The organism is Endozoicomonas ascidiicola, assembly GCF_001646945.1.
GTDB lineage: Bacteria > Pseudomonadota > Gammaproteobacteria > Pseudomonadales > Endozoicomonadaceae > Endozoicomonas > Endozoicomonas ascidiicola.
This window is the reverse complement of the sequence record NZ_LUTV01000006.1, coordinates 44,666-64,595: the sequence shown is the minus strand read 5'-3', so window position 1 is coordinate 64,595 and position 19,930 is coordinate 44,666. Positions and strand designations below refer to the sequence as shown.

Annotated in this window: 14 protein-coding genes; 7 read left to right on the top strand and 7 right to left on the bottom strand. The window is 46.8% G+C overall.

Annotated features, from left to right (window positions below; translation table 11 throughout):
- Position 1: 1 nt before the first annotated feature.
- Positions 2-1,138, bottom strand: coding sequence for an efflux RND transporter periplasmic adaptor subunit (locus tag AKL11_RS17350; RefSeq protein WP_245673557.1), 1,137 nt, complete (start codon positions 1,136-1,138; stop codon positions 2-4).
- A gap of 133 nt (positions 1,139-1,271) precedes the next feature.
- Between AKL11_RS17350 and AKL11_RS26040 the strand changes: the two genes are divergently transcribed.
- The 3 genes from AKL11_RS26040 (at position 1,272) to tldD (ending at position 3,443) form a co-directional block, all read left to right on the top strand.
- Positions 1,272-1,568 (top strand): TetR/AcrR family transcriptional regulator, encoded by a 297-nt coding sequence (locus AKL11_RS26040; protein WP_216636591.1) that lies wholly within the window; start codon positions 1,272-1,274, stop codon positions 1,566-1,568.
- A gap of 9 nt (positions 1,569-1,577) precedes the next feature.
- Positions 1,578-1,868, top strand: a complete 291-nt coding sequence (locus tag AKL11_RS26035; RefSeq protein WP_216636592.1) for a TetR/AcrR family transcriptional regulator C-terminal domain-containing protein — start codon at positions 1,578-1,580, stop codon at positions 1,866-1,868.
- 135 nt (positions 1,869-2,003) lie between these two features.
- A complete protein-coding gene (gene tldD / locus AKL11_RS17340) occupies positions 2,004-3,443 on the top strand; it encodes a metalloprotease TldD (RefSeq protein ID WP_067519861.1) in 1,440 nt (479 codons plus the stop codon).
- A 203-nt stretch (positions 3,444-3,646) separates the two neighbouring features.
- Here tldD and AKL11_RS17335 read toward each other — a convergent pair whose 3' ends face one another.
- From AKL11_RS17335 to AKL11_RS17310, 6 genes are all read right to left on the bottom strand, one after another.
- On the bottom strand, positions 3,647-6,958 hold the full coding sequence (locus AKL11_RS17335; protein ID WP_157673636.1) for a DUF4116 domain-containing protein: 3,312 nt from the start codon (positions 6,956-6,958) through the stop codon (positions 3,647-3,649).
- Between the two features lie 939 nt (positions 6,959-7,897).
- Positions 7,898-9,343, bottom strand: a complete 1,446-nt coding sequence (locus tag AKL11_RS17330) for a protein kinase domain-containing protein (protein ID WP_067519859.1) — start codon at positions 9,341-9,343, stop codon at positions 7,898-7,900.
- Between the two features lie 89 nt (positions 9,344-9,432).
- Positions 9,433-10,059, bottom strand: coding sequence for an NUDIX hydrolase (locus AKL11_RS17325; protein WP_067519852.1), 627 nt, complete (start codon positions 10,057-10,059; stop codon positions 9,433-9,435).
- 171 nt (positions 10,060-10,230) lie between these two features.
- A complete protein-coding gene (locus tag AKL11_RS17320) occupies positions 10,231-11,304 on the bottom strand; it encodes an AI-2E family transporter (protein WP_067519848.1) in 1,074 nt (357 codons plus the stop codon).
- 84 nt (positions 11,305-11,388) lie between these two features.
- On the bottom strand, positions 11,389-14,145 hold the full coding sequence (locus tag AKL11_RS17315; RefSeq protein ID WP_067519846.1) for a protein kinase domain-containing protein: 2,757 nt from the start codon (positions 14,143-14,145) through the stop codon (positions 11,389-11,391).
- Between the two features lie 381 nt (positions 14,146-14,526).
- Positions 14,527-16,017, bottom strand: coding sequence for a carboxypeptidase M32 (locus AKL11_RS17310; RefSeq protein WP_067520517.1), 1,491 nt, complete (start codon positions 16,015-16,017; stop codon positions 14,527-14,529).
- 473 nt (positions 16,018-16,490) lie between these two features.
- Here AKL11_RS17310 and rpsB point away from each other — a divergent pair, with 473 nt between their 5' ends.
- From rpsB to frr, 4 genes are all read left to right on the top strand, one after another.
- Positions 16,491-17,321: a 30S ribosomal protein S2 gene (rpsB, locus tag AKL11_RS17305; RefSeq protein ID WP_067519845.1), complete on the top strand. Its 831-nt coding sequence runs from the start codon at positions 16,491-16,493 to the stop codon at positions 17,319-17,321.
- A 214-nt stretch (positions 17,322-17,535) separates the two neighbouring features.
- Positions 17,536-18,396 (top strand): translation elongation factor Ts, encoded by an 861-nt coding sequence (tsf, locus tag AKL11_RS17300; RefSeq protein WP_067519844.1) that lies wholly within the window; start codon positions 17,536-17,538, stop codon positions 18,394-18,396.
- A gap of 123 nt (positions 18,397-18,519) precedes the next feature.
- Entirely contained in the window at positions 18,520-19,251 is a 732-nt protein-coding gene (gene pyrH, locus AKL11_RS17295; RefSeq protein ID WP_067519842.1) for a UMP kinase, read from the top strand.
- 2 nt (positions 19,252-19,253) lie between these two features.
- The gene (gene frr / locus AKL11_RS17290; RefSeq protein ID WP_067520515.1) at positions 19,254-19,811 is read left to right on the top strand and encodes a ribosome recycling factor; all 558 of its coding nucleotides are present in this window, start codon (positions 19,254-19,256) and stop codon (positions 19,809-19,811) included.
- Positions 19,812-19,930 lie beyond the last annotated feature (119 nt).

Sequence of the window (19,930 nt, the reverse complement as noted above, 5' to 3'; positions counted from 1 at the left end):
ATCAGGCTCCTGCTTTTTTCTGAGAAGCTGATTCGGTTTTTTCATCAGAGCTCTGTTCATAGCTCTGTTCAGAGTATGGACGCACTTCCATGCCATCTCTCAGGCTGGAAACGCCGGCGATCACCACGCGCTCACCAGACGACAGATTCTTGTTAACGAAGACGCGGTTCTTGCTCAGGTTGCCCAGTTCGATATATCGCTTCACAACTTTGTTGTTGCTGCCTACGATCCAGACAAATTGTTTGCCCTGATTGTCTGGCACAATCGCAGTGAGTGGCACGGAGATAGCAGAGCCTGTAACAGTGGTATTGTCAGCGATGGTTGGAATGACTTTCACCGCCATACCGGGAAGAACACGGAAACCTTTCAGGTCATCAAACCCCAGTACGATCGGATAGGTTTGAGAGATTGGGTCTGCTTCGGTGGCGTAAGTGCGTACTGACAAACTGAATGTTTGTTCTGGAATGCCAGAAATTTCGGCAAGCGCTGAGCGCTGATTAAGGCCAGATAACATCACTTGATCTGGAATGTTGATCACTACTTCAAGATCGCTGAGATCGTGAAGAATCAGCACCGGGGCATTAGCCTGAATTTGCGTATGGTTGTCCACCAGTTTGCGGCCAATCACACCGGTAAACGGCGCTTTCAGTGTGGTGTACTCCAACTGACGCTTTGCTTCGTCCACATGATTGGAGGCCAGATTGTAGCGAGTGGTGATCGCATCAAGATCACTTTTCGAAATAGCGCGACTGTTTTCAAAGATGGCTTTTGCACGACGATAATCGTCTTGTGTATTTTGCAATTCCAGTTCTGCGGACTTCAGGTTGGTCTGAGCATCTCGTGAATCCAGAATGGCCAAAGTCTGGCCCTGCTTAACGTGATCACCTTCTTCCACCAGAATATTGGTGAGCAGGCCGTTAATGCGAAACGAGATTTCCGCACGCTCGGAGGCACGAATGACACCGCTGAAGGTAAGATCATCATTGGCTCCCGGAGTGATGACTTCTGTCAGAGCGGGCTGAATTACCGGTGCAGCAACCACATCACTGGCTTCTTGCTGGCAGCCAGTGATCAGCAATGCTGATAATACGAGAGGGATAGCAAACCGTCCGGGTTTGAACTGGTTCAGTGTGGTCAACGCTGACACTCCAAAGAAATTTAAGTCGATATTTTGCGGCTATTTTTGATTTGCAACGGTTTAAAGTAAACTCGCAAGTGTACTTATGTAAGCCAGTGCGCGTGAGATAGTACGTATTCACTGTGGGAGAGCGGTGTTGAAGCGATCAGAGCAGAAACATCAGGCGATTATCGAGGCAGCAAAGGCCGAGTTTGCGGAACATGGTTTCCTTGCGGCCAATATGGATCGTATTAGTGCCGTTGCAGAAGTGTCCAAGCGTACCTTGTATCGACATTTCGACAGTAAGGAGCTGTTGTTTGAAGCGGTGTTAACGGTGATTCAGTCGTCTATTGATCAGTCAGTACGTTACGCTTTTGTGCCGGAAGTGAGCCTTTACGATCAGCTGTACATCATTACGTTGCAGGAGGCAGAAGTGCTTTATCAGGGATAGGGTATTGATTTGTCCCGGACTATTGTTATGGAGTTTATGCGTCAGCCAGAGTTGGCGGAGAAGCTGATTCGATCGCTCTACAGCACCAAAAAAATCACTCTCTGGATGCAAGAAGCCATGGTGGCAGGGAAGTTGAAAGTCATGGATTTGAAGGTCGTCACAAATATTTATATCAGTTTGTTTCAGGGGCGCTTGTTTTGGCCGCAGGTGATTGAAAGGCAGCCGGTGCCGAAAGGTGAAGAGTTAAAGGTCAGAGTGCATACCATTGTTTCTGCATTTCTCAATGGTATGGAACGATAGTTTACAGAGAGTTTCCGATAACAAGTTGAGTTAGTATTTCCCGAAACAATCCCTCTGGGATAAAATGGTGCACAGCGATTCGGATTTGCGAATAAATACTGCAATAAAAAAACAGCCCGGAGTGAGCCGTTCATTATGTCCGATATTATTACCACCGCCCGTGATCAACTGCTGACCCCTGCCAATATTGGCGATCAGGAGCTCAGCAGGATTCTGGACAGCATACTTGGCCACAATGTGGATGCGGCTGACCTCTATTTCCAATCCATGCGCCATGAAAGCTGGGTGTTGGAAGACGGTATCGTCAAAGAAGGCAGCTTTAACGTCGACAGCGGCGTTGGGGTTCGCGCCATGAGTGGTGAGAAAACCGGTTTTGCCTATTCCAATGAAATTATTCTACCTGCGCTGGAGCAGGCGGCGGGTGCGGCCCGAAGTATTGCCCGTATTGGTCAGCAAAAGCAGGTTCAAGCCTGGCAGCGCAGCCAGCCATTGGCATTATATGGTGCTTCAAACCCGCTGGATTCTTTAACCAGTGCGGATAAAGTGGACCTGTTAAAGAAGCTTGATCAGGCAGCCCGTAAAGCGGATCCGTGCGTAAAGCAGGTGACTGTGAGCATGGCGGGTGTGCATGAGGTGGTGATGGTGGCGGCTTCTGATGGCACATTAGCGGCGGACATTCGGCCATTGGTACGCTTAAACGTCAGTGTTATTGCAGAGAAAGATGGGCGAATTGAAAGAGGTTCGGCTGGCGGTGGTGGTCGTGGTGATTATCTGCAATTTTTATTGAACGACGCCGGTCTGGAGTTTGCCAGAAAAGCCGTGCGTCAGGCCATGATCAATCTTGAGGCTGTTGCCGCACCGGCGGGCACTATGCCGGTGGTGCTGAGCGCTGGCTGGTCCGGTGTATTGCTCCATGAAGCAGTCGGGCACGGATTGGAAGGTGATTTTAACCGTAAAGGTTCTTCGTCTTACGCCGGCCGTATCGGTGAGCGAGTCGCATCTCCCCATTGTACGATTGTGGATGATGGTACGTTAGGTGGTCGCCGTGGCTCGTTGAATATGGACGATGAAGGGGTGCCGACAGAAAATACCGTGCTGATTGAGAACGGTATTCTCAAAGGTTACATGCAGGATAAGCTGAATGCCCGGCTGATGGGTGTTGAGTCCACGGGTAATGGTCGTCGAGAGTCGTATTCCCATCTGCCTATGCCGAGAATGACGAACACGTATATGCTACCAGGGCAGTATGATCCGGAAGAGATTATCAGCTCTGTCGAAAAAGGCATTTATGTGGAAAACATGGGCGGTGGTCAGGTGGATATTACATCGGGCAAATTTGTGTTTTCGACCAGTGAGGCCTGGTTGATTGAAAATGGCAAAAAGACAGTACCGGTGAAAGGCGCAACGTTAATAGGTAATGGCCCTGATGTGATGAATAAAGTCTCCATGGTTGGAAATGATCTGGAGCTTGATCCTGGCGTTGGCGTTTGTGGTAAGGATGGTCAGTCTGTGCCTGTTGGGGTTGGCCAACCAACCCTGAAGATTGATGAAATTACCGTTGGTGGAACGGCTTGAGGCGGTAAAGCGAAAACTGATGCCGTAATCAGCTGCACTAGATGGGATGGACAGGTGAGAAGCTGATTACGTTAGCTTCTTAGGGTAGAGGTATTAAAAACATACCACCGTTAGCACTCAAGGTGAACGAATCGCTTGGTATTTTTCTAACGGCTTCTACCCTTATGCCCTTTACAGCTTATTCATCTGGAACTTCTGCGTTTTTAAACAAAGAGGCGAGTTGCCAGCCTGAACAAACCATTGGTTAAGGTAAGCAAAGGAAGCATGGCGTTTTGCCCTCCCAGGTTAAGCTTCCCGTTACAGTTATGATAATCACCCGGACCTGATACCCTATGGGAAGAATTGTCTTCCGGATAAAGTGAGTCCGCTATTTTATAGTGCTTGAGATGCTCACTGTAACAGTCTTTGTCAGGTGCTGTTTTGCAGGGATCGGGGTAGTGGCGTTCTGAGGGCTGACGTGCTGTCCAGTACAGTATTTCTTCAGCGCATCGGGTCAGCCATTGCTGACAGGCGTCCTCAGTTAATAATAAGTGTTGTGATAGAGACGCGCTTCTGCCCATCCCCTCCATAAAGGCTGTGATGGTTGCGCTGATAAAATTGGCCGTTTCTGTTATGGATGCGTTATTTTTATAGTGGTAGCCAGATGAATGCTGTCGAAGTCGTGATCGAATAAGGAGTGCGGCCAGTAGGTTGTCCATCATGCAGTTAGCGAAGGCCAGGCATTGGTTGACTTGTTCTGGATGCGTTTCCCGTCGGCAATCGACTGCTTTGAAATAACTGTTCACATGGCCAAATTTTTCATAATCTCCGATATCCCGAAAGCCCGTGTAGCCAAAGTCCGGTTGCTCTGTAGCGGTGCTGTTCCAGGCTCCAAATTTGCCTGGGTATGGATAGGTGCCTGGTGCCTTATCTTCACGCTGATAACCCAATAGAGAATGTGTGAACAGAAATGTGCGCCCACTGTCTGTATCATGAAAGGCAGGCAGGGAAGAGGTATGAAGCATTCCCCAGTTCATAAACCGACCTATATCATGGCAGGCTTTTAGAATGCCTTCTTCTGGCTGTTGAAAAGGGTTTGTCGCTGCGTTGTCAGGCTGGTGAGCATAGGTGACGTAATTTGCTGAAGCTTGGTAATAGTATGCGGTTACGTATGAATGGCCATCAATGTCTTCTATTTCAAGAGCGTCGTCAAAGCTGTCTGGCTTCACCGGCAGTTGTTCAACAGAAATCCGATAAAATGCCGTGAAAGACGGATAATTACTTTTTAATTCTTGGCGTAATCCTTTGTTGTCCAGGAATTGATGAACAAACCCTTCGCGCAGGAGTTCGTTCAATGGTTCTGATTTCCGCTGAAGTTTTAAATAAAGGCAGTTTGGCTTTCCTGTTGGAATTCTAAGTGCCCTGCCTCCTGCTCTTTGTGTATCAGGGGGAAAAGAGAAGTTTTCAGGCAGCGCTGATATTTCTGGATGTTGGCATTGGGTCTTAATCCAAGCCTCAAGCTCATCCGCAACCGTTAATTGTGACGGAGTGAACGCTGTATTTTGATAGCAAGTGGCTAGCAGATCTTTAGCAAACGGATTGTTGATTAACCCTCGGTTCAACGGGTTTACTTGACTGCAGAGGTTTTGTCGAGTGGTGACTTGCTCTTGTTTATCTGAGTAAACATTATGAAGCCATTGACGTTTTTCTTCATCGGACGATGAGCCGCAAATCATTGCCAACTGTGAATTCAGGCTGAGTAGGTTAGGATGATAATAGCTTTGCAGTGATGCAGTATTGTTTTTGTTGCCAAAGTATTGCTGATAATCCATATCATGGAGCTGTTTTTGGCAAAGCTGTTGAAAACGCGAGTCAGATAAAACATTGTCGGGAACTGAAGGCAACACAGTGGCGGGGTCTAAAGCCCGTTCTACAGCCCTGGAGCACAGAGCATTGTCCCGGTATTTTTTTGGTACTCTGGAAAGAGCTCCCCCCTTTTCGATATGCTGGTGACAGCGTTGTCTTTTTTTGTCATCAGTCCAGTGGAGAAACGATAAGCCTTCTACTTCCCATGGTTGATAGAACAATGCCTCAAGGCTCTCTATATGTTCGAGTAGGCGTTCATCCTTCTTTATTTCCGGAGGCAGTTCATGAATAACCCAGCCACTACAATGCTGTAATGCGGTGACACAAAGCTCGAAATTTCTGACGCTTTCAGGCGCATGTACTAAGGCGTTACCATCTTGCGAGCAGGCAATGGTGCAAATTTCTTCAGTCTTCCATGCGTCAGGAACGTATTGAAGAGCCATGCCATTTTGAGAACATGCTAATTTACAAAGGGCGGCAGTTTTGTATGGCTCAGGTACAGATTGCAGTGCCAGTCCGTTATTCTGACAGGCAAGCTGTGACAGTGTTGAGGTTATCAGATCTGACGGAACTTCAGCCAGAGATAATCCATCATTCTGACAGGCCAGCTCATATCGGGCTGTGTTTTTCAATGTTTCAGGAAGTGTCTCAAGTTTGTATTGATTCATCGTGAAAATGCGGTCAATCAGGGCCTCAGAGCATTTTTCAACAGGTACATTTTTTAAGAAGTTTCTCAGTCCATAATCCATCATACCCTTACCCCAGCATTGGGATAAATTTTTCTCATACTGATCTGCACATGTCAGTAAAAACTGCGCTGTTTGAAAATGCTCTGGGATTTCTTTAAATTTACTTGGCAGTGAGGTTACACGCTTCAGGCATGAATGATAATCATCTGAATGGTTCGTAATGGAGTTGGCAGGCAATATGGAATGGCTCTGCAGATATCTTTGCTTCAGTCGAGCGGTTTGGAATGTAGCCGGTAGTAACTCGAATGCCTGCGGGGCTATTTTGCAAAAAGAGTCGCATAGGGCAGTGGTCAGTTGTGCTTCAGGTATGTGTTTTATCCATGAGTAGTTTATAGAAATCAGGGCCTCTAGTTGTTGTTGGTTAAGTTCATTGACAATTCCTGCTAACACCGAAGGTTTTATATCTAAGATTTCATTCTGAAATCTCGGGTAATACTCGGCTGGGATATATTTGAGATTGTCCGGAGCCTGGTTCAGATACTTGAGGCAAATATTGGGATGTTTTAATTTTTCCGGTAGGGTAGCCAGCAACGTTGGGTTGTATTCTTTTAAGGGCTTCTGAATATTTTCATACCATACTCTATCATCAGGGCTTAACAGCTCCGGATTCAGTGAGAGTTCCGGGTTTACGTCAACCAGTTTGGTGAGTGTGATGAACTGAAGGGGGGATAATGGTTTTTTGTTGATTATGGATAACAGGGTGTTGAATTCTGAACAATTTGATTCCGCAGTGTTTTCTACCTTAGCAATATGGCGTGAACTCAGTAGTGTTCGCTTTGCATTTATTTCAAGTGGTTTATCGTCTATTGAAACACGCTTGCTTGAGGATGTGATTGATGCTGGGTCAATCTTTGTCACTTCGATTAGGCTCTCGAGACTAGCTTGTCCAGAGAGGTGAGCTGCTGGTATGCTTCCGTTCATGATATAAGTCTCCATGGCTTTGCTGGCTGAATGGTGGCCGGCGCAATGTAATGTTGATTGGTATTGTAGGGTATAATTAAAAGTGTTCAACAGTCTGTAATTTTGTGAATTTTCTATTTTTGATACCGAGTATTCATGCGGGGTAACAGCGGGTGTAATTAAAAGTGTTCAACAGTCTGTAATTTTGTGAATTTTCTATTTTTGATACCGAGTATTCATGCGGGGGTAACAGCTGATGAAATTTGAATTTTCACCACATCGGGAACACTTTTAATTACACCCGGTAACAGCTGATGAAATTTGAATTTTCACCACATCGGGAACACTTTTAATTACACCCGGTATTGTATCGCTTGATGTTGTAAAAAGACTAACCAGCCGGTTAGCTATGCTGACGTTTTGACTCTTGTCCATTAGCTGCAGTGGCTGAGCGTATAAAGTTATACCAATTACATTTTCTAACTCTTGGGATAGCTATCTGCCTGCAAGGGCTGGAGGTGTTTTATCTCATAATTTGAAAATGAAATTGGTATTAGTCATATTTCCAGTCTTATTAGTACCTTAGGGTGTCTTAAGCTTTTTCCCTGGTGCTGCCGTAACCTATCATGCACCGGGATTTACGTAGCTTCTCAATAACTGCTGGGCAACGTTAGTACCAAATTACTGTAGCCCTTGGTAATCAATAATCATGCACTATTGTTTTACACGATTTTTGGCAGCGCCCAGCACTTTTTGAGAAGTTACGGATTTACGCCCTTCGATGCCTGGTTAAGCTCAGCACTAAGACATTGTCTCGAAATAAAACCGGCACTTCTCCTCAGTAACTCCCTTGATATAAGAACAGGAGAAACCAAATGTCGAAGGTTTTTAAGGACGAGCAGGGTTTACAGGCTCGAAAATGTAAGCGGTTGAAATAGGTTTGTCGTTGAGCCCTTGGGGTTAATGATCTTTTTGAATAATTTGATTCAGTTCTCTGGCAGCCGCTTCAGCATCAATTCGCTGAGACGGATCAACCTTTAGCATTTTTGCTATCAGGGTTCTCACTTCTGGGTGCAGAGTGATTTGCTCCAGATCGTTATCGATCAGTGTTTGTAAATCATTGCCGCTGCGTATCGGTACTAATTCGTATTTGGGGCCAATGATTTTCCTGGCCTTTTGCAGGTTATCTTTGGGGGCATCCGGTGGCATAGGTACCCAATAGCCGTTTGCAAATAATTGTCTGTCGCCCAGAAAACTGGTGAGGAAAGAACCAACGGCAAACATGTCAGCTTTTGGCGAATGGATATGAGTTCGTTTTGTTTCCCAGAGATTTTGCTGGCTGGTAGCGCATTCAGGTGCGTAATTAGTGGCTAGATAGGGGTTGTTGTAATGGAATATTGTATTTAATGGATTTACGGAGGCATGTCCAAAATCGATGAACTGAGCTTTGCCTTCTTTACTGAAAATGATGTTATCCTCTTTGATGTCGCAAGGGTAAACACCGTTACGATGCATCCTGCATAAAGTAGTTAACATGTCGTTGGCCAACAGCAATTTTTTAGCGGCATTTTCATGCCTTAGCTTTCCTGCTCCAGTGCCTCTGGCAATATCCATGAAAATAATGAACTGTTTTTTTCCAGCGGCATTGACAGTGCTGGTATAACCATAGGCTTTTGGTGCGCAGTCAGATTGGTTTTGCAGCGCTATTTCTCGTTTAACGGCGGCCTCGTCAGCAAACGCATTGCCTGGTTGTGCTTTTTTTGCGGCGCAGAGTATGGGTTCTGTTTGTCCGGGGAGCTTTACTAAAGCCATTTTTACTTTGCTCATGGATTGGCCAAGGATATAAGCATCGGTGTTGTTCTGTTTTTTATAATCCTCATGGGTGATTGGAAATAATTGACGAGCAGCAATAAAAGAAAGAGGCTGGTTTTTGGTCACCTTTTTCATCTGCGCCAGCTGATTATCCGTGAATCCAAACTTTCTTAATGCATACCCGGGTAATCCATTAAGAATTTGTGCGGTAAAGGGTTTTCCAGTATCTGTCGTCGCATTAAAGACAGTGAATGGTAGCCCTGTAGAGCGTTTATCGTGCCTGTTGTTGTTTCCGGATTTTTCGTGGTAGTCGGATAAAATATTTCTATTTGAAAGGGGCTGTAAACTGATTTTTCGATCGGTTAGAGCGCGTTTCAGAAAGTCTTCAGTCCATGAGTTCTTATGGCGAGGGTCGTTAATAAATGTTCTGGTTTCAATAATGCTGACGGAATATTGTTTAGTAAATCCTTTCCAGAGTGCTTTTAACAATTGCGGAATGTGCAGGATGATGGACTCATTCCGATCCTGGATGCGATTGTATTCCATTGCCGCGGCTTGAAAAGCGGATAGCTGTATGGGCTGATTTGAATTCATTGTTCTGGAAACTGCTTAGGGTCTGTTGAGAAGTAATAACATCCTTGTCAGCAGGGGCAACCAATATTGAGTAAAGGTTAGACGTTGAGTTAATCAAACCCGGTAGGCAGCTCAAGTGCGTTTTTGTGCTCAAGTAACAGTTTGATATCTCGAGGAAGCGTTCTGCCTTCAGAAAGTTCGGGCAGATCATTCACATCAAAAAAACCGATTTCTGAGATCTCGATATTTTCTTTAGGCGATCCACCGGTTAATTCGCAGAGAAATATCATTTTATAAATATGATGGGGGCTGCGAGGGTGGTATGGGTGACGCTGAGTGTCTCTTAATGCCACCAATTTGATGGCTCTGGCAGTGTAACCTGACTCTTCGAGTACTTCTCTTTCGACGCCCGTTGAAGGTGGTTCACAGACATCGGCCCAGCCGCCAGGGAGTGTCCAGCCACCATCGGAACGCTCTCGCACCAGCAAAATCTTGTCTTCCAGAAACACGCCGCCGCGGAGGTCCACTTTTGGCGTGCAATATCCTTTTTCGGGTAGGAAGTAGTGATTGACTTTGTCTAAAGGTGCGTCGGTGAGTAAAGCGGTCATTTCGTGGGCAATGCTTTGTAGCTGGTGGTAGCGTTCGATATCGAAGTCGTCCTTGGAGAAGGTGAGTCCGTTCTGGGCGATGGCGCGGATTTGTTCGGCCCAGTCAGTCCAAGGGTTATTCGATGCCATGTAACACTCCACCGTATTCTTGTTTATGAAAAGTGATTATGGGTCTGTCCCGAAATAAGATCCACATATACTGAGGCCTTGAAGCATCGTTGAGAACGTTATCCGTTATCCGTTATCCGTTATCCGTTATCCGGAAAAGCATGGGTGGCTCCAGCTTTTTCGGACAACGGACTACGGGTAACGGGCAACGTTAGAGGCTTCAGTGGTCGTTTTACTGATGCTGTCGTCAGGTCCTAACAGGATAGCGACATTTTGCCAGCGTGCGGAGGACTCCATCATGATTTTTACAAACATGGTCAAAGGCACGGCAAGAATCATTCCTACCGGTCCTAATAACCAGCCCCAGAAAATCAGGGATAAAAAAACCACCAGAGGCGACAATCCAAGGCCATGCCCCATCACATTGGGTTCAATCACGTTGCCGATGGTTACGTTGATGGCCAGATAACCCGCCATAATCAGCATGGCATCACCGGGCCCAAACTGCAGCAGCGCCAGAAGAACGCCCGGGATTGCTGCCACAATTGAGCCAACACTGGGAATGAAATTAAAGAGAAAAGCAACCAGTCCCCAGAGAACATAGAAATTCACGCCTTTTACCCAAAGCATCGAGCCAACCAGAAGACCGGTGATCATGCTGATCAGGGTTTTCAACGCAACGTATCGGTTAAATGAGTGCAGGAAGCGTCGCATGCTTTGCAGTTCATGGTCCGGTGATGACAGCGCGTGTCGCAGTTTGCCGGGCAGTAAGGGCGCTTCGAGCAACATAAAAATAGTGGCAATGATAATTAGCAGAGCAAAGCTCATGGTGCTGCCCACGGTGCCAATCATATTGGTTAGCGGTCCGATCAGTGCGGAGGGGTCGAAGGAGTCGGTAATGGCGCTGAGATCCAGTGGAATATTTCGTTCTGAAAGATAGGCCTGGGCCGCTAGAAATTGTTCTGTCAGCTGCTCACGGTATCCAGGCAGAGCGGCGGAGAAATCCCGTACGGTGCTGGCGATATTGCCCAGGAAATACAGGGCAAAAATAACAAAAGCGATGAGTGTGGAAATGATGCCAATGACCCGTGGCACTTTAAAACGATGCAGAAAATTAACAATGGGGTTGGCCAGCAGCGTCAGCAGGGCGGAGAGCAGCAGTGGAATGACCAGAGTGCTGCCCAGTTTGATGCCTGTCATGATAATGATCAGGGCGGCCAGCCCCTGAAGCACCTGTCTAACTTGTGTTGATTTGATGCCCGGCATCGAGTGAACCTCTGGGAATGCAGTCAAAGGCGCTGATTTCATCACAGTTCGGTGCTTCTGACTACTGGCTGTCGCTGAAAGAATCTACCGAATAAAGAGGTCAGGCCTGTCCTGTCCTTTAGCTGTTTGCGCCGACCAGCTGTGTATGGTGTTAACGACTACCTCCATGGTGGGTCTGTTTGCCGGATTGGCATCCATCATGTGTGTGACAAGTGTTTTGATCTCCGGGTTGCTAAATGTAATGGATGACAGCTCATTGTGAATGATATTTTCCAGTTCAGTGATGTTAGTGTCTGGGTTCCAGGAAGATGCTGCTCCCTTAGGATCAACGGCAAACGTCTTTGATCCAAATAATGTGGTCAGGATATAGCCAAGAGAAAAAACATCGACTTTTTCCATATCAATGGTTGTTTCATTTGTCCATAAGTTGCAGGGAAGGCTTAACTCTGGAGCAGTCGACATATTCAATGAGTTTCTGGATGCGGTTCTTGTAGAGCCAGACGCTAGGCCAAAATCAATCAATTGGGTGTTTAATGTCTTGGGATCAATAAAGCTATTGGCAGGTTTCAGGTCGCCATGAAAAGCACCATTTTTATGCGTGGATTGTACGGTAGTGGCATAGTTTTGTGCCAGCTGTATTTTTTTGGATTCGGACATCGTGCTGTTGCAGCTTCTGATAAATTGATCGCCATGGATGCCTTTGGCGATGTCCATTAATAGGATGCGCTGGGCTTTGCCGTCTTTTGTGACTGTTTTTGCAACGCCATACACTTTAGGCGCATGCCCTGAGCTATTCTGTCTGCTGGCCTCTTCATTGATGAGCCTGTTCGTCTGTAAAAATGGTTTGTGTATTTTTTTGGCGGCGCAGATAACGGGTGCGTCTGATCCGGGCAGGCTGAGTCTTGCAAATTTAACCGGTGACATGGATTCCCCAATATACTTGGCTTTGGTATTTGGAATATCCGTAAGTTTATGCTTTTTACGCGTTTGATTGGTTAGGCTGTCAACGGCATCGGCTGACAGAGGATGTTTCTTTTCCCGTTCAGGGAGTTGGTTTATCCATTTCGGGTCACAGCCCATTTCAGTCAATACCTGTTCGGGCAGAGTATTTAACAACTCCGCAGTCAATACCTGACCATCCAATGATTTTGCTTCGACTGTAGTGAAAGGCTTGTTGAGTTTATGTTTGTCTTTTCTAGTGCTTCTATCAGGCAGTTCGGGAAAGATCGTGTGCTCTGCTTCTGAGAGTTGAATCGCCACATTCTGAAAAAATGGAATGTGATATTGATGGTGCTTTATATCTTCGTAAGAGTACTGGTAGCTGCCCTCGTTCCATCCTTTAATAAACCAGTCTTTGTGATTCTCCGAATTCAAAATACCAGGAAATGGAACCCAGCAACCCTCGGTTCCCTGGCAGGCTGTACCGGTGGAGCGAAACATAAGAAAAAGGTCTCCATTATTGTTTTTCATTTCAACGATGTGTCTTCCATAAAAGATAAAGTGCCGGGCGGTTCTTTTAGCGGATTTTGATGTCACTCCAAGGTTGATTAGTTTGAGCATCAATCTGCTCTGCAGAGATGATTCATTATCATTGCTATAGATGCTTTGATTACGATTTTCTATTTCAGCCAGCAGATCGAAATAATATTCTTTATAGTCCTCTTTTATGTTTGGCAGGTGAAGCTTGATGCCTGGTGTGTCCATTGCCTGCAGCTCGGCTATTAATGCTTCTGAAAGACCGGTACCTTTGAGGTGGATGTCTCTAGTTTCACCGTCTTTATTAACGCCAAGGCGGGTTACCCAGTCAGGAATGGACGTAATACGGCAACAACCAGTCAGGGTAAGAGTACCTCCGAGTGAGATTTTTTGGGGTAGATAACGAAAGGATCTGCAGTTCGTCAGATTCAGCCCCCATGGTACATGCAGATTCTCTGGTATGCTCTCCAGTCCGGTACAGCCTTCAAAGTAAAGACCGGCTCCTACAGACAGCTTGGTTGAGATGGCTTTCAGAGCTGGACAATTTTCCACAAAGAGACAATGGCCGACGGTGAGCTCTTCAGGAAAGCGGGCAAACTTTGGGCAGTTACCGATAATGAGGCTATCAGGTAACGTGAAACCATCTTCAATCGTGGTGAAGTTCGGACAGTTTTTAATTTTTACAGATTCAGCAACCAAGCCTGAAGCCAGTGTTGAAAACTGATCGCAAGCTGTAATTTCCAGAGTATAACCAGCTTCAAGTTCTTTAGATAGCTCAGTGAAGGAGTTACAGTTAGTTATGGTCAGCCGGCAGCCTACGTGAAATGTATCTGGTAACTTGGTAAAACCAAGGTTGATAAATTCACAAACCTCTTTAACGATTAAATGATCAGGTAGTTTTTTTAGATTTATATAATGGAGGATTTTCAGATCACCGTCTATTGTCAGTTTTTTGGGTAAAGAAAAATCTTTATATTTATTGTTGTCATTGCGCAGGTATAAATTTCCAGTGACGTGATAATGTATTTCATTGTCGAGCTGATCCTTTTCAAGCAGATCTTCAAACTCTTCAGGAGTCAGTGTTAATTTATAGTCTATTGGTTTTTTGGGTTGTTGATTGCTAAAGGTCGTGCCCGTAACTCTAGCGGTGAGCTTCTTGGCCAAAAGGTTGGGAAGGAAATGCTCTAATTCAGAGCATAAAGAAAAATTGTTGATGTCAGTCGCTCTAACGCTGTGCCCGAAGAGATTGCACGACAATAAGGCTTTTTCTATTTCTTCGCGGTTTTCAAGGAGAAGCCTTCTATCAGGCTCGCTGAACTCGCCTGACGATAAAGTCTCTCCTAATGACGGTGGCAACCCATTCATTATCAATCACTCCATGATCTCTTCATTGTTGATTTAGTTATTGAGAAAGGTATCTGATTGAGAGATTGAGTTGAATGACTATAGGGTTAGTGACGCTGACAAAATTGTTTAAGTGTGGTCCGATGAGTTTGGCGCGTGATAAGGCATTTTTTTGTAGCTTCTCAATAACTGCTGGGCAACGTTAGTGCCAAATTACTGTAGCCCTTGGTAATCAATAATCATGCACTATTATCTTGCACGATTTTTGGCAGCGTCCAGCACTTTTTGAGAAGTTACATTTTTTTGTGTGCTTGGGGTTATCCTGTTATCACAATGACCTATTTAATAAACCCGGCGTCATCATGGGTGAGGCCGGGTTATTCATCTATGGCATCGAAATACTTATAAATATCGCTGCTTTACGTGCTCCCGGAAGAAATTGGCATTCAGGGGTTCGCCGGTTGCGCGGGTCATTAATTCGCTGGTGGAAAAACGTCTGCCTTGTGACCAGATATTCTCCTGCAACCAATCAAAAATCGGCGTCAGGTTACCCTGGCGGATCTGATCAGTAATATCCGGCATGGCTTTTTTCTGGGCGGCAAATAATTGGGCGGCGGTCATGGCGCCTAATGTGTAGCTTGGGAAGTAACCAAAGGCGCCCATTGGCCAGTGAATATCCTGCATGCAGCCATTTTTGTGATCACCAGCGACATCCAGCCCGAGATAATCTTTCATTTTCTGCTGCCAGAGATCGGGAATGTCGTTCACTTCTATGTTGCCTTCGATAAGATCCCGCTCAATTTCGTAGCGTAGAATGATGTGTGCGGGGTAGGTGATTTCATCGGCATCCACGCGAATAAAGCCCGGGCGAACTTCGGTGTAAATCTTTTCAAGGTTATCAAGAGAGGCGAATGGTGCTTGTTTACCGTGACACAGATGTTTGACGATTAAGGGCTGTATCAGTGAGAGGAATTCAGAGCTTCGACCCAGCTGCATTTCAAAGAATAAACTTTGTCCTTCGTGAATGCTCATGGAGCGGTAAAAAGAAATGGGCAGCTCCGGATTATCTTTTGGCAGATTCTGGTTGTAACGGGCATGACCGGTTTCGTGGATGGTGCCCATTAATGCTTCGACAAAGTTATCTTCGCTGTAACGGGTGGTCATGCGCACATCTTCGTTAACCCCACCGCAAAATGGATGAGTGCTGACGTCAAGGCGTCCGTGATCAAAATCAAAGCCCAGTAATTTCATTACATCCAGACCGAGGGCTTCCTGGTTTTCTTGTGAGAATGTGCCTGTGGGTTGAATTGTCTTACGGCTGGACTGTTTGTCCTTTGCTTGCTGGATGTAACCGGGCAGCCAGGTTTTCAGGTCGCCAAATAACGTGTCCAGCGCTTGGGTGTTAACCCCTGGTTCATAGAGTTCAAGTAGCGCGTTATAAGCTGAGGTGTCGGTGTGCTCTGCTCTGATGGTGGCTTCCTGGCGGGAGAGGTTGACGACTTCCTGAAGATTTTTGGCAAAGCCTGTCCAGTCATTATCGGCGCGCTGGGTGCGCCAGGCATGCTCGCATTGGTTGGAGGTCAGGGTTTGTGCCCGCACCAGATCATCCGGAATGATATTGGCTTTTTGGTACTCCAGGGTCATTTCTGCCAGTGAGCATCGGGTGTCATGATCTGGTGTATCTTTTTCTGCCTCTTTTAACCAGTAGTCCATATCTTGGTCGGTAATAAGCTGGTGGAGCAGTGTGTTCAGCTCCGCCAGTGCAGCACTACGGGCGTTGTTGCCTCCGGATGGCATATTGGCTGCCTGGTCCCAACCGGCGATGGAGCCTAAGTGCTGTAAGCGGTAAATCTTCTGGAAACGTTCTACGAGATTGTTGTATGCCTTGGACAAGATGACGCTCCTGATGTTTGAAATGCTGGTTTTTTTATTGAAACAGATTTGCATCTGCAGGTCGGTACGACGATCAGCCGGGGCGATTGGTCGGCAATTCCTGCAGAATTATCGACCTACAGGCTCAATGCTATTTCCTTTAGATAGCATCTTACCCAATGTTTGGTGTTTTTGTATCTTCTATGGTCCGCCATGGAATTATGTCGCTTATGTACGATACAGTTGGATGAAAAAGTTTCAGATATTTTCAGAATATGGTATAAAGCGTCGCTTGTTTTTCTTACCGGTTAACGGGAGGAAGAACGGCTGAGGATAAATTAGCTCAATGATTTGGGCGGTTTGTGCTCGAAATTAATGAATGTTACATAGATCTCACGTACACCGACACATGCTTCCGGGTGCCCTATCTTTAGTCAGAGACGGGTCGAACGCATGGGGTGTATGGAGGCATAACCCTGAATCAGGAGATTCCCATGACTCAAGTCACTATGCGTGACATGCTCAAGGCCGGCGTGCATTTCGGTCACCAGACTCGCTACTGGAACCCAAAGATGAACAAGTTCATCTTTGGTGCGCGCAACAAGATTCATATCATCAACCTTGAGCACACCCTGCCTGCTTTCAACGGCGCTCTGCAGTTCATTGGCAAGCTGGCTGAAGGCAAGAACAAGGTAATGTTTGTTGGCACCAAGCGTGCAGCTGGCAAGATTATCCGTGAAGAAGCATCCCGTTGTGGCATGCCTTACGTTGATCATCGCTGGCTCGGCGGCATGCTGACCAACTACAAGACTATTCGTCAGTCCATCAAGCGTCTGCGTGACCTGGAAATCCAGAGTGGCGATGGTACTTTTGAAAAGCTGACCAAGAAAGAAGCTCTGATGCGCACCCGTGATCTGGAAAAGCTGGATCGTGGTCTGGGCGGTATCAAGGACATGGGTAGCCTGCCTGACGCGCTGTTCGTTATCGACGTTGAGCACGAGCGCATCGCTATTCAGGAAGCTAACAAGCTGGGTATCCCTGTCATCGGTATCGTTGACACCAACTCCAGCCCGGAAGGCGTTGATTACATCATCCCAGGTAACGATGATGCGATCCGTGCTATTCAGCTGTACCTGAGAGCGGCTGCTGATGTGATTCTGGAAGGCCGTGCTCGCGCGAACACTGGTACTGAAAGCGAATTCGTTGAAGTTGCTGAAGCGCCAAAAGCACCAAAAGCTGAAGAAGCTGCTCCTAAGGCAGAAGAAGCTGCTCCTAAGGCAGAAGTATCTGAAGCTCCGGCTGCTGAAGGTTCTGAAGAAGCCTGAGGTTCTTGAGATCCTGCTCCAGACGGTTTCTGGATTTCGGATCGATAAAGTGTCAGTTCTGACCTGGATGCGTTGTCGATAAAAAAGCAGAAACGGTTTGGAGTAAAAGGGGGCTTTGCCCCCTTTTTTCCGATGTGAAAATAACTTTTCTGGTTCGCTTCCGGTGATTAGCAGGGGGGCGGAAAATAAAATTTCAATTTGAGAGGAATCAATCATGGCAGCAGTTAGTGCGGCAATGGTAAAAGAACTGCGCGAGCGCACTGGTCTGGGCATGATGGAGTGCAAAAAAGCACTGGTTGAAGCCAATGGTGACATCGAAGTTGCTATCGAAGACATGCGTAAATCCGGTCAGGCGAAGGCTGCTAAAAAAGCAGGTCGTATCGCTGCTGAAGGTATTGTTGCTGTTAAAGTTGCTGAAGACGGCAGCTACGGCGTTCTGGTTGAAGTGAACAGCGAAACGGACTTCGTTGCCCGTGACGACAACTTCCTGAACTATGTTCAGTCTGTTGTTGATGCTGCGTTCGATCGTAAAGAAACTGACGTTGCTGTTCTGATGGAAGGTGAGTTGGAAACTGCTCGTCAGGCATTGGTTCAGAAAATCGGTGAGAACATCGGCGTTCGTCGTATCGCTCTGGTTGAAGGCGGCGTGATTGGTTCTTACGTACACGGCAACAGCCGTATTGCGGTTCTGACCAAGCTCGAAGGCGGTAACGCTGACGTCGCTCGCGATGTTTCCATGCACGTTGCTGCGGTTAACCCACAAGTGGTTAACACGGAAGACATGCCTGCTGAGATCGTTGAGAAAGAGAAAGAGATCATCAAGGCTCAGCCAGACATGGCGGGTAAGCCAGAGCAGATCGTTGAGAAAATGATCGGCGGTCGTATCGGCAAATTCCTGGCTGAAAACAGCCTGGTTGAACAGCCTTTCGTTAAGAACCCAGAAGTGACTGTTGGTGCTTTCGCCAAGCAGGCTGATGCCACTGTTGCTGCCTTCGTACGTTTCGAAGTGGGTGAAGGTATCGAGAAAGAAGTTGTAGACTTCGCTGCTGAAGTTCGCGCTCAAGCTGGACTGTAAGTTTAAAAAGACCCGCTCTGTATAACAGGGCGGGTCTTTTTTATGTCCATTAAGAGTGTATACCTATCGCACTTTCTAGGTAGAATGTGCATTGGGTATTGTTAACAGATCCGGAAACTGAATATGCCAGCAAGTGATAGTCAACCCAAATACAAACGAATTCTGCTTAAACTCAGTGGTGAAGCCCTGCAGGGCGAAGGTGAGTTTGGCATTGATCCCAAAGTGCTGGATCGCATGGCGCTGGAGATCGGTCAACTGGTTGGCATCGGTGTCCAGGTAGGCATCGTTATTGGTGGTGGTAATCTTTTTCGCGGTGCGCAGCTGAGTGCGGCGGGTCTAGACCGGGTGACCGGCGATCATATGGGAATGCTGGCAACGGTCATGAATGCCCTGGCCATGCGCGATGCTCTGGAACGTTCCAATATCAATACTCGTGTGATGTCAGCAACACCCATCAGTGGTGTGGTTGAACATTACGACCATCGTCGTGCTATCCGATATCTGGGTACCGGTGATGTGGTGATCTTTTCTGCCGGAACCGGTAACCCGTTCTTTACTACCGATACCGCTGCTTGCCTGCGAGGCATTGAGGTGGGTGCGGATGCAGTATTGAAGGCGACCAAGGTGGATGGTGTCTATGACAAAGATCCGGTGAAGCACTCAGATGCGGTGAAATTTGATCAGCTGACCTATGATGATGTCCTTGAGCGTAAGTTGGGCGTGATGGATTTAACCGCTATCTGCTTGGTACGCGATCAGCAGATGCCGGTTCGTGTATTTAACATGAATAAGTCTGGCGCGCTGCTGAATCTGGTGGTTGGTGGTAATGAAGGTACACTGGTAAACGGGGGTTAATGATGATCAATGAAATTAAAGATGATGCTAAAGAGCGCATGGGTAAAACCATTGAATCGTTGACGGTTGCCTTCAACAAGATTCGTACGGGTCGTGCTCATCCAAGTCTTTTGGACGGTGTTCGTGTTTCTTACTACGGTTCTGAAACACCGCTCAGCCAGCTGGCGAACATTTCTGTAGAAGATGGTCGTACGCTGGCGGTACGTGTCTGGGAAAGACAAGCGGTTCCGGATATTGAAAAGGCGATCATGAAGTCTGATCTGGGGCTGAATCCTTCGACTGCCGGAGAAGTGATTCGTATCCCTCTGCCGCCGTTGACGGAAGAGACTCGTAAGGGTTACACCAAGCAAGCGCGTGCGGATGCTGAGCATGCTCGAATTGCGATTCGCAATATTCGTCGTGATGCTTTGGCAGACGTGAAAGAGCTGGAAAAAGAAAAAGAGATCAGTGAGGACGATGAGCGTCGTGCTCAGGATGATATTCAGAAGCTGACTGATCATTTTGTTGCTGAGGCAGATAAAAGCCTCGCTGCAAAAGAGCAGGATTTGATGGCGATCTGATTGCTGGCTTTACTGTCTGGCCTCGGCTGGGGCTGACATTGGGAGTACGCATAGGCTGCTCCCTTTGAATAAAGCAGGCGTCAGTTGTCATATATGTGTCATCATGAGCTTGCTTTTTG

What these genes read in the sequence shown, in the direction of transcription:
- tldD (WP_067519861.1), top strand. Translation starts at nt 2,004, where the DNA reads ATGTCCGATATTATTACCACCGCCCGTGATCAACTGCTGACCCCTGCC.
- AKL11_RS17335 (WP_157673636.1), bottom strand. Translation starts at nt 6,958, where the DNA reads ATGAACGGAAGCATACCAGCAGCTCACCTCTCTGGACAAGCTAGTCTC.
- AKL11_RS17330 (WP_067519859.1), bottom strand. Translation starts at nt 9,343, where the DNA reads ATGAATTCAAATCAGCCCATACAGCTATCCGCTTTTCAAGCCGCGGCA.
- AKL11_RS17325 (WP_067519852.1), bottom strand. Translation starts at nt 10,059, where the DNA reads ATGGCATCGAATAACCCTTGGACTGACTGGGCCGAACAAATCCGCGCC.
- AKL11_RS17320 (WP_067519848.1), bottom strand. Translation starts at nt 11,304, where the DNA reads ATGCCGGGCATCAAATCAACACAAGTTAGACAGGTGCTTCAGGGGCTG.
- AKL11_RS17315 (WP_067519846.1), bottom strand. Translation starts at nt 14,145, where the DNA reads ATGAATGGGTTGCCACCGTCATTAGGAGAGACTTTATCGTCAGGCGAG.
- rpsB (WP_067519845.1), top strand. Translation starts at nt 16,491, where the DNA reads ATGACTCAAGTCACTATGCGTGACATGCTCAAGGCCGGCGTGCATTTC.
- tsf (WP_067519844.1), top strand. Translation starts at nt 17,536, where the DNA reads ATGGCAGCAGTTAGTGCGGCAATGGTAAAAGAACTGCGCGAGCGCACT.
- pyrH (WP_067519842.1), top strand. Translation starts at nt 18,520, where the DNA reads ATGCCAGCAAGTGATAGTCAACCCAAATACAAACGAATTCTGCTTAAA.
- frr (WP_067520515.1), top strand. Translation starts at nt 19,254, where the DNA reads ATGATCAATGAAATTAAAGATGATGCTAAAGAGCGCATGGGTAAAACC.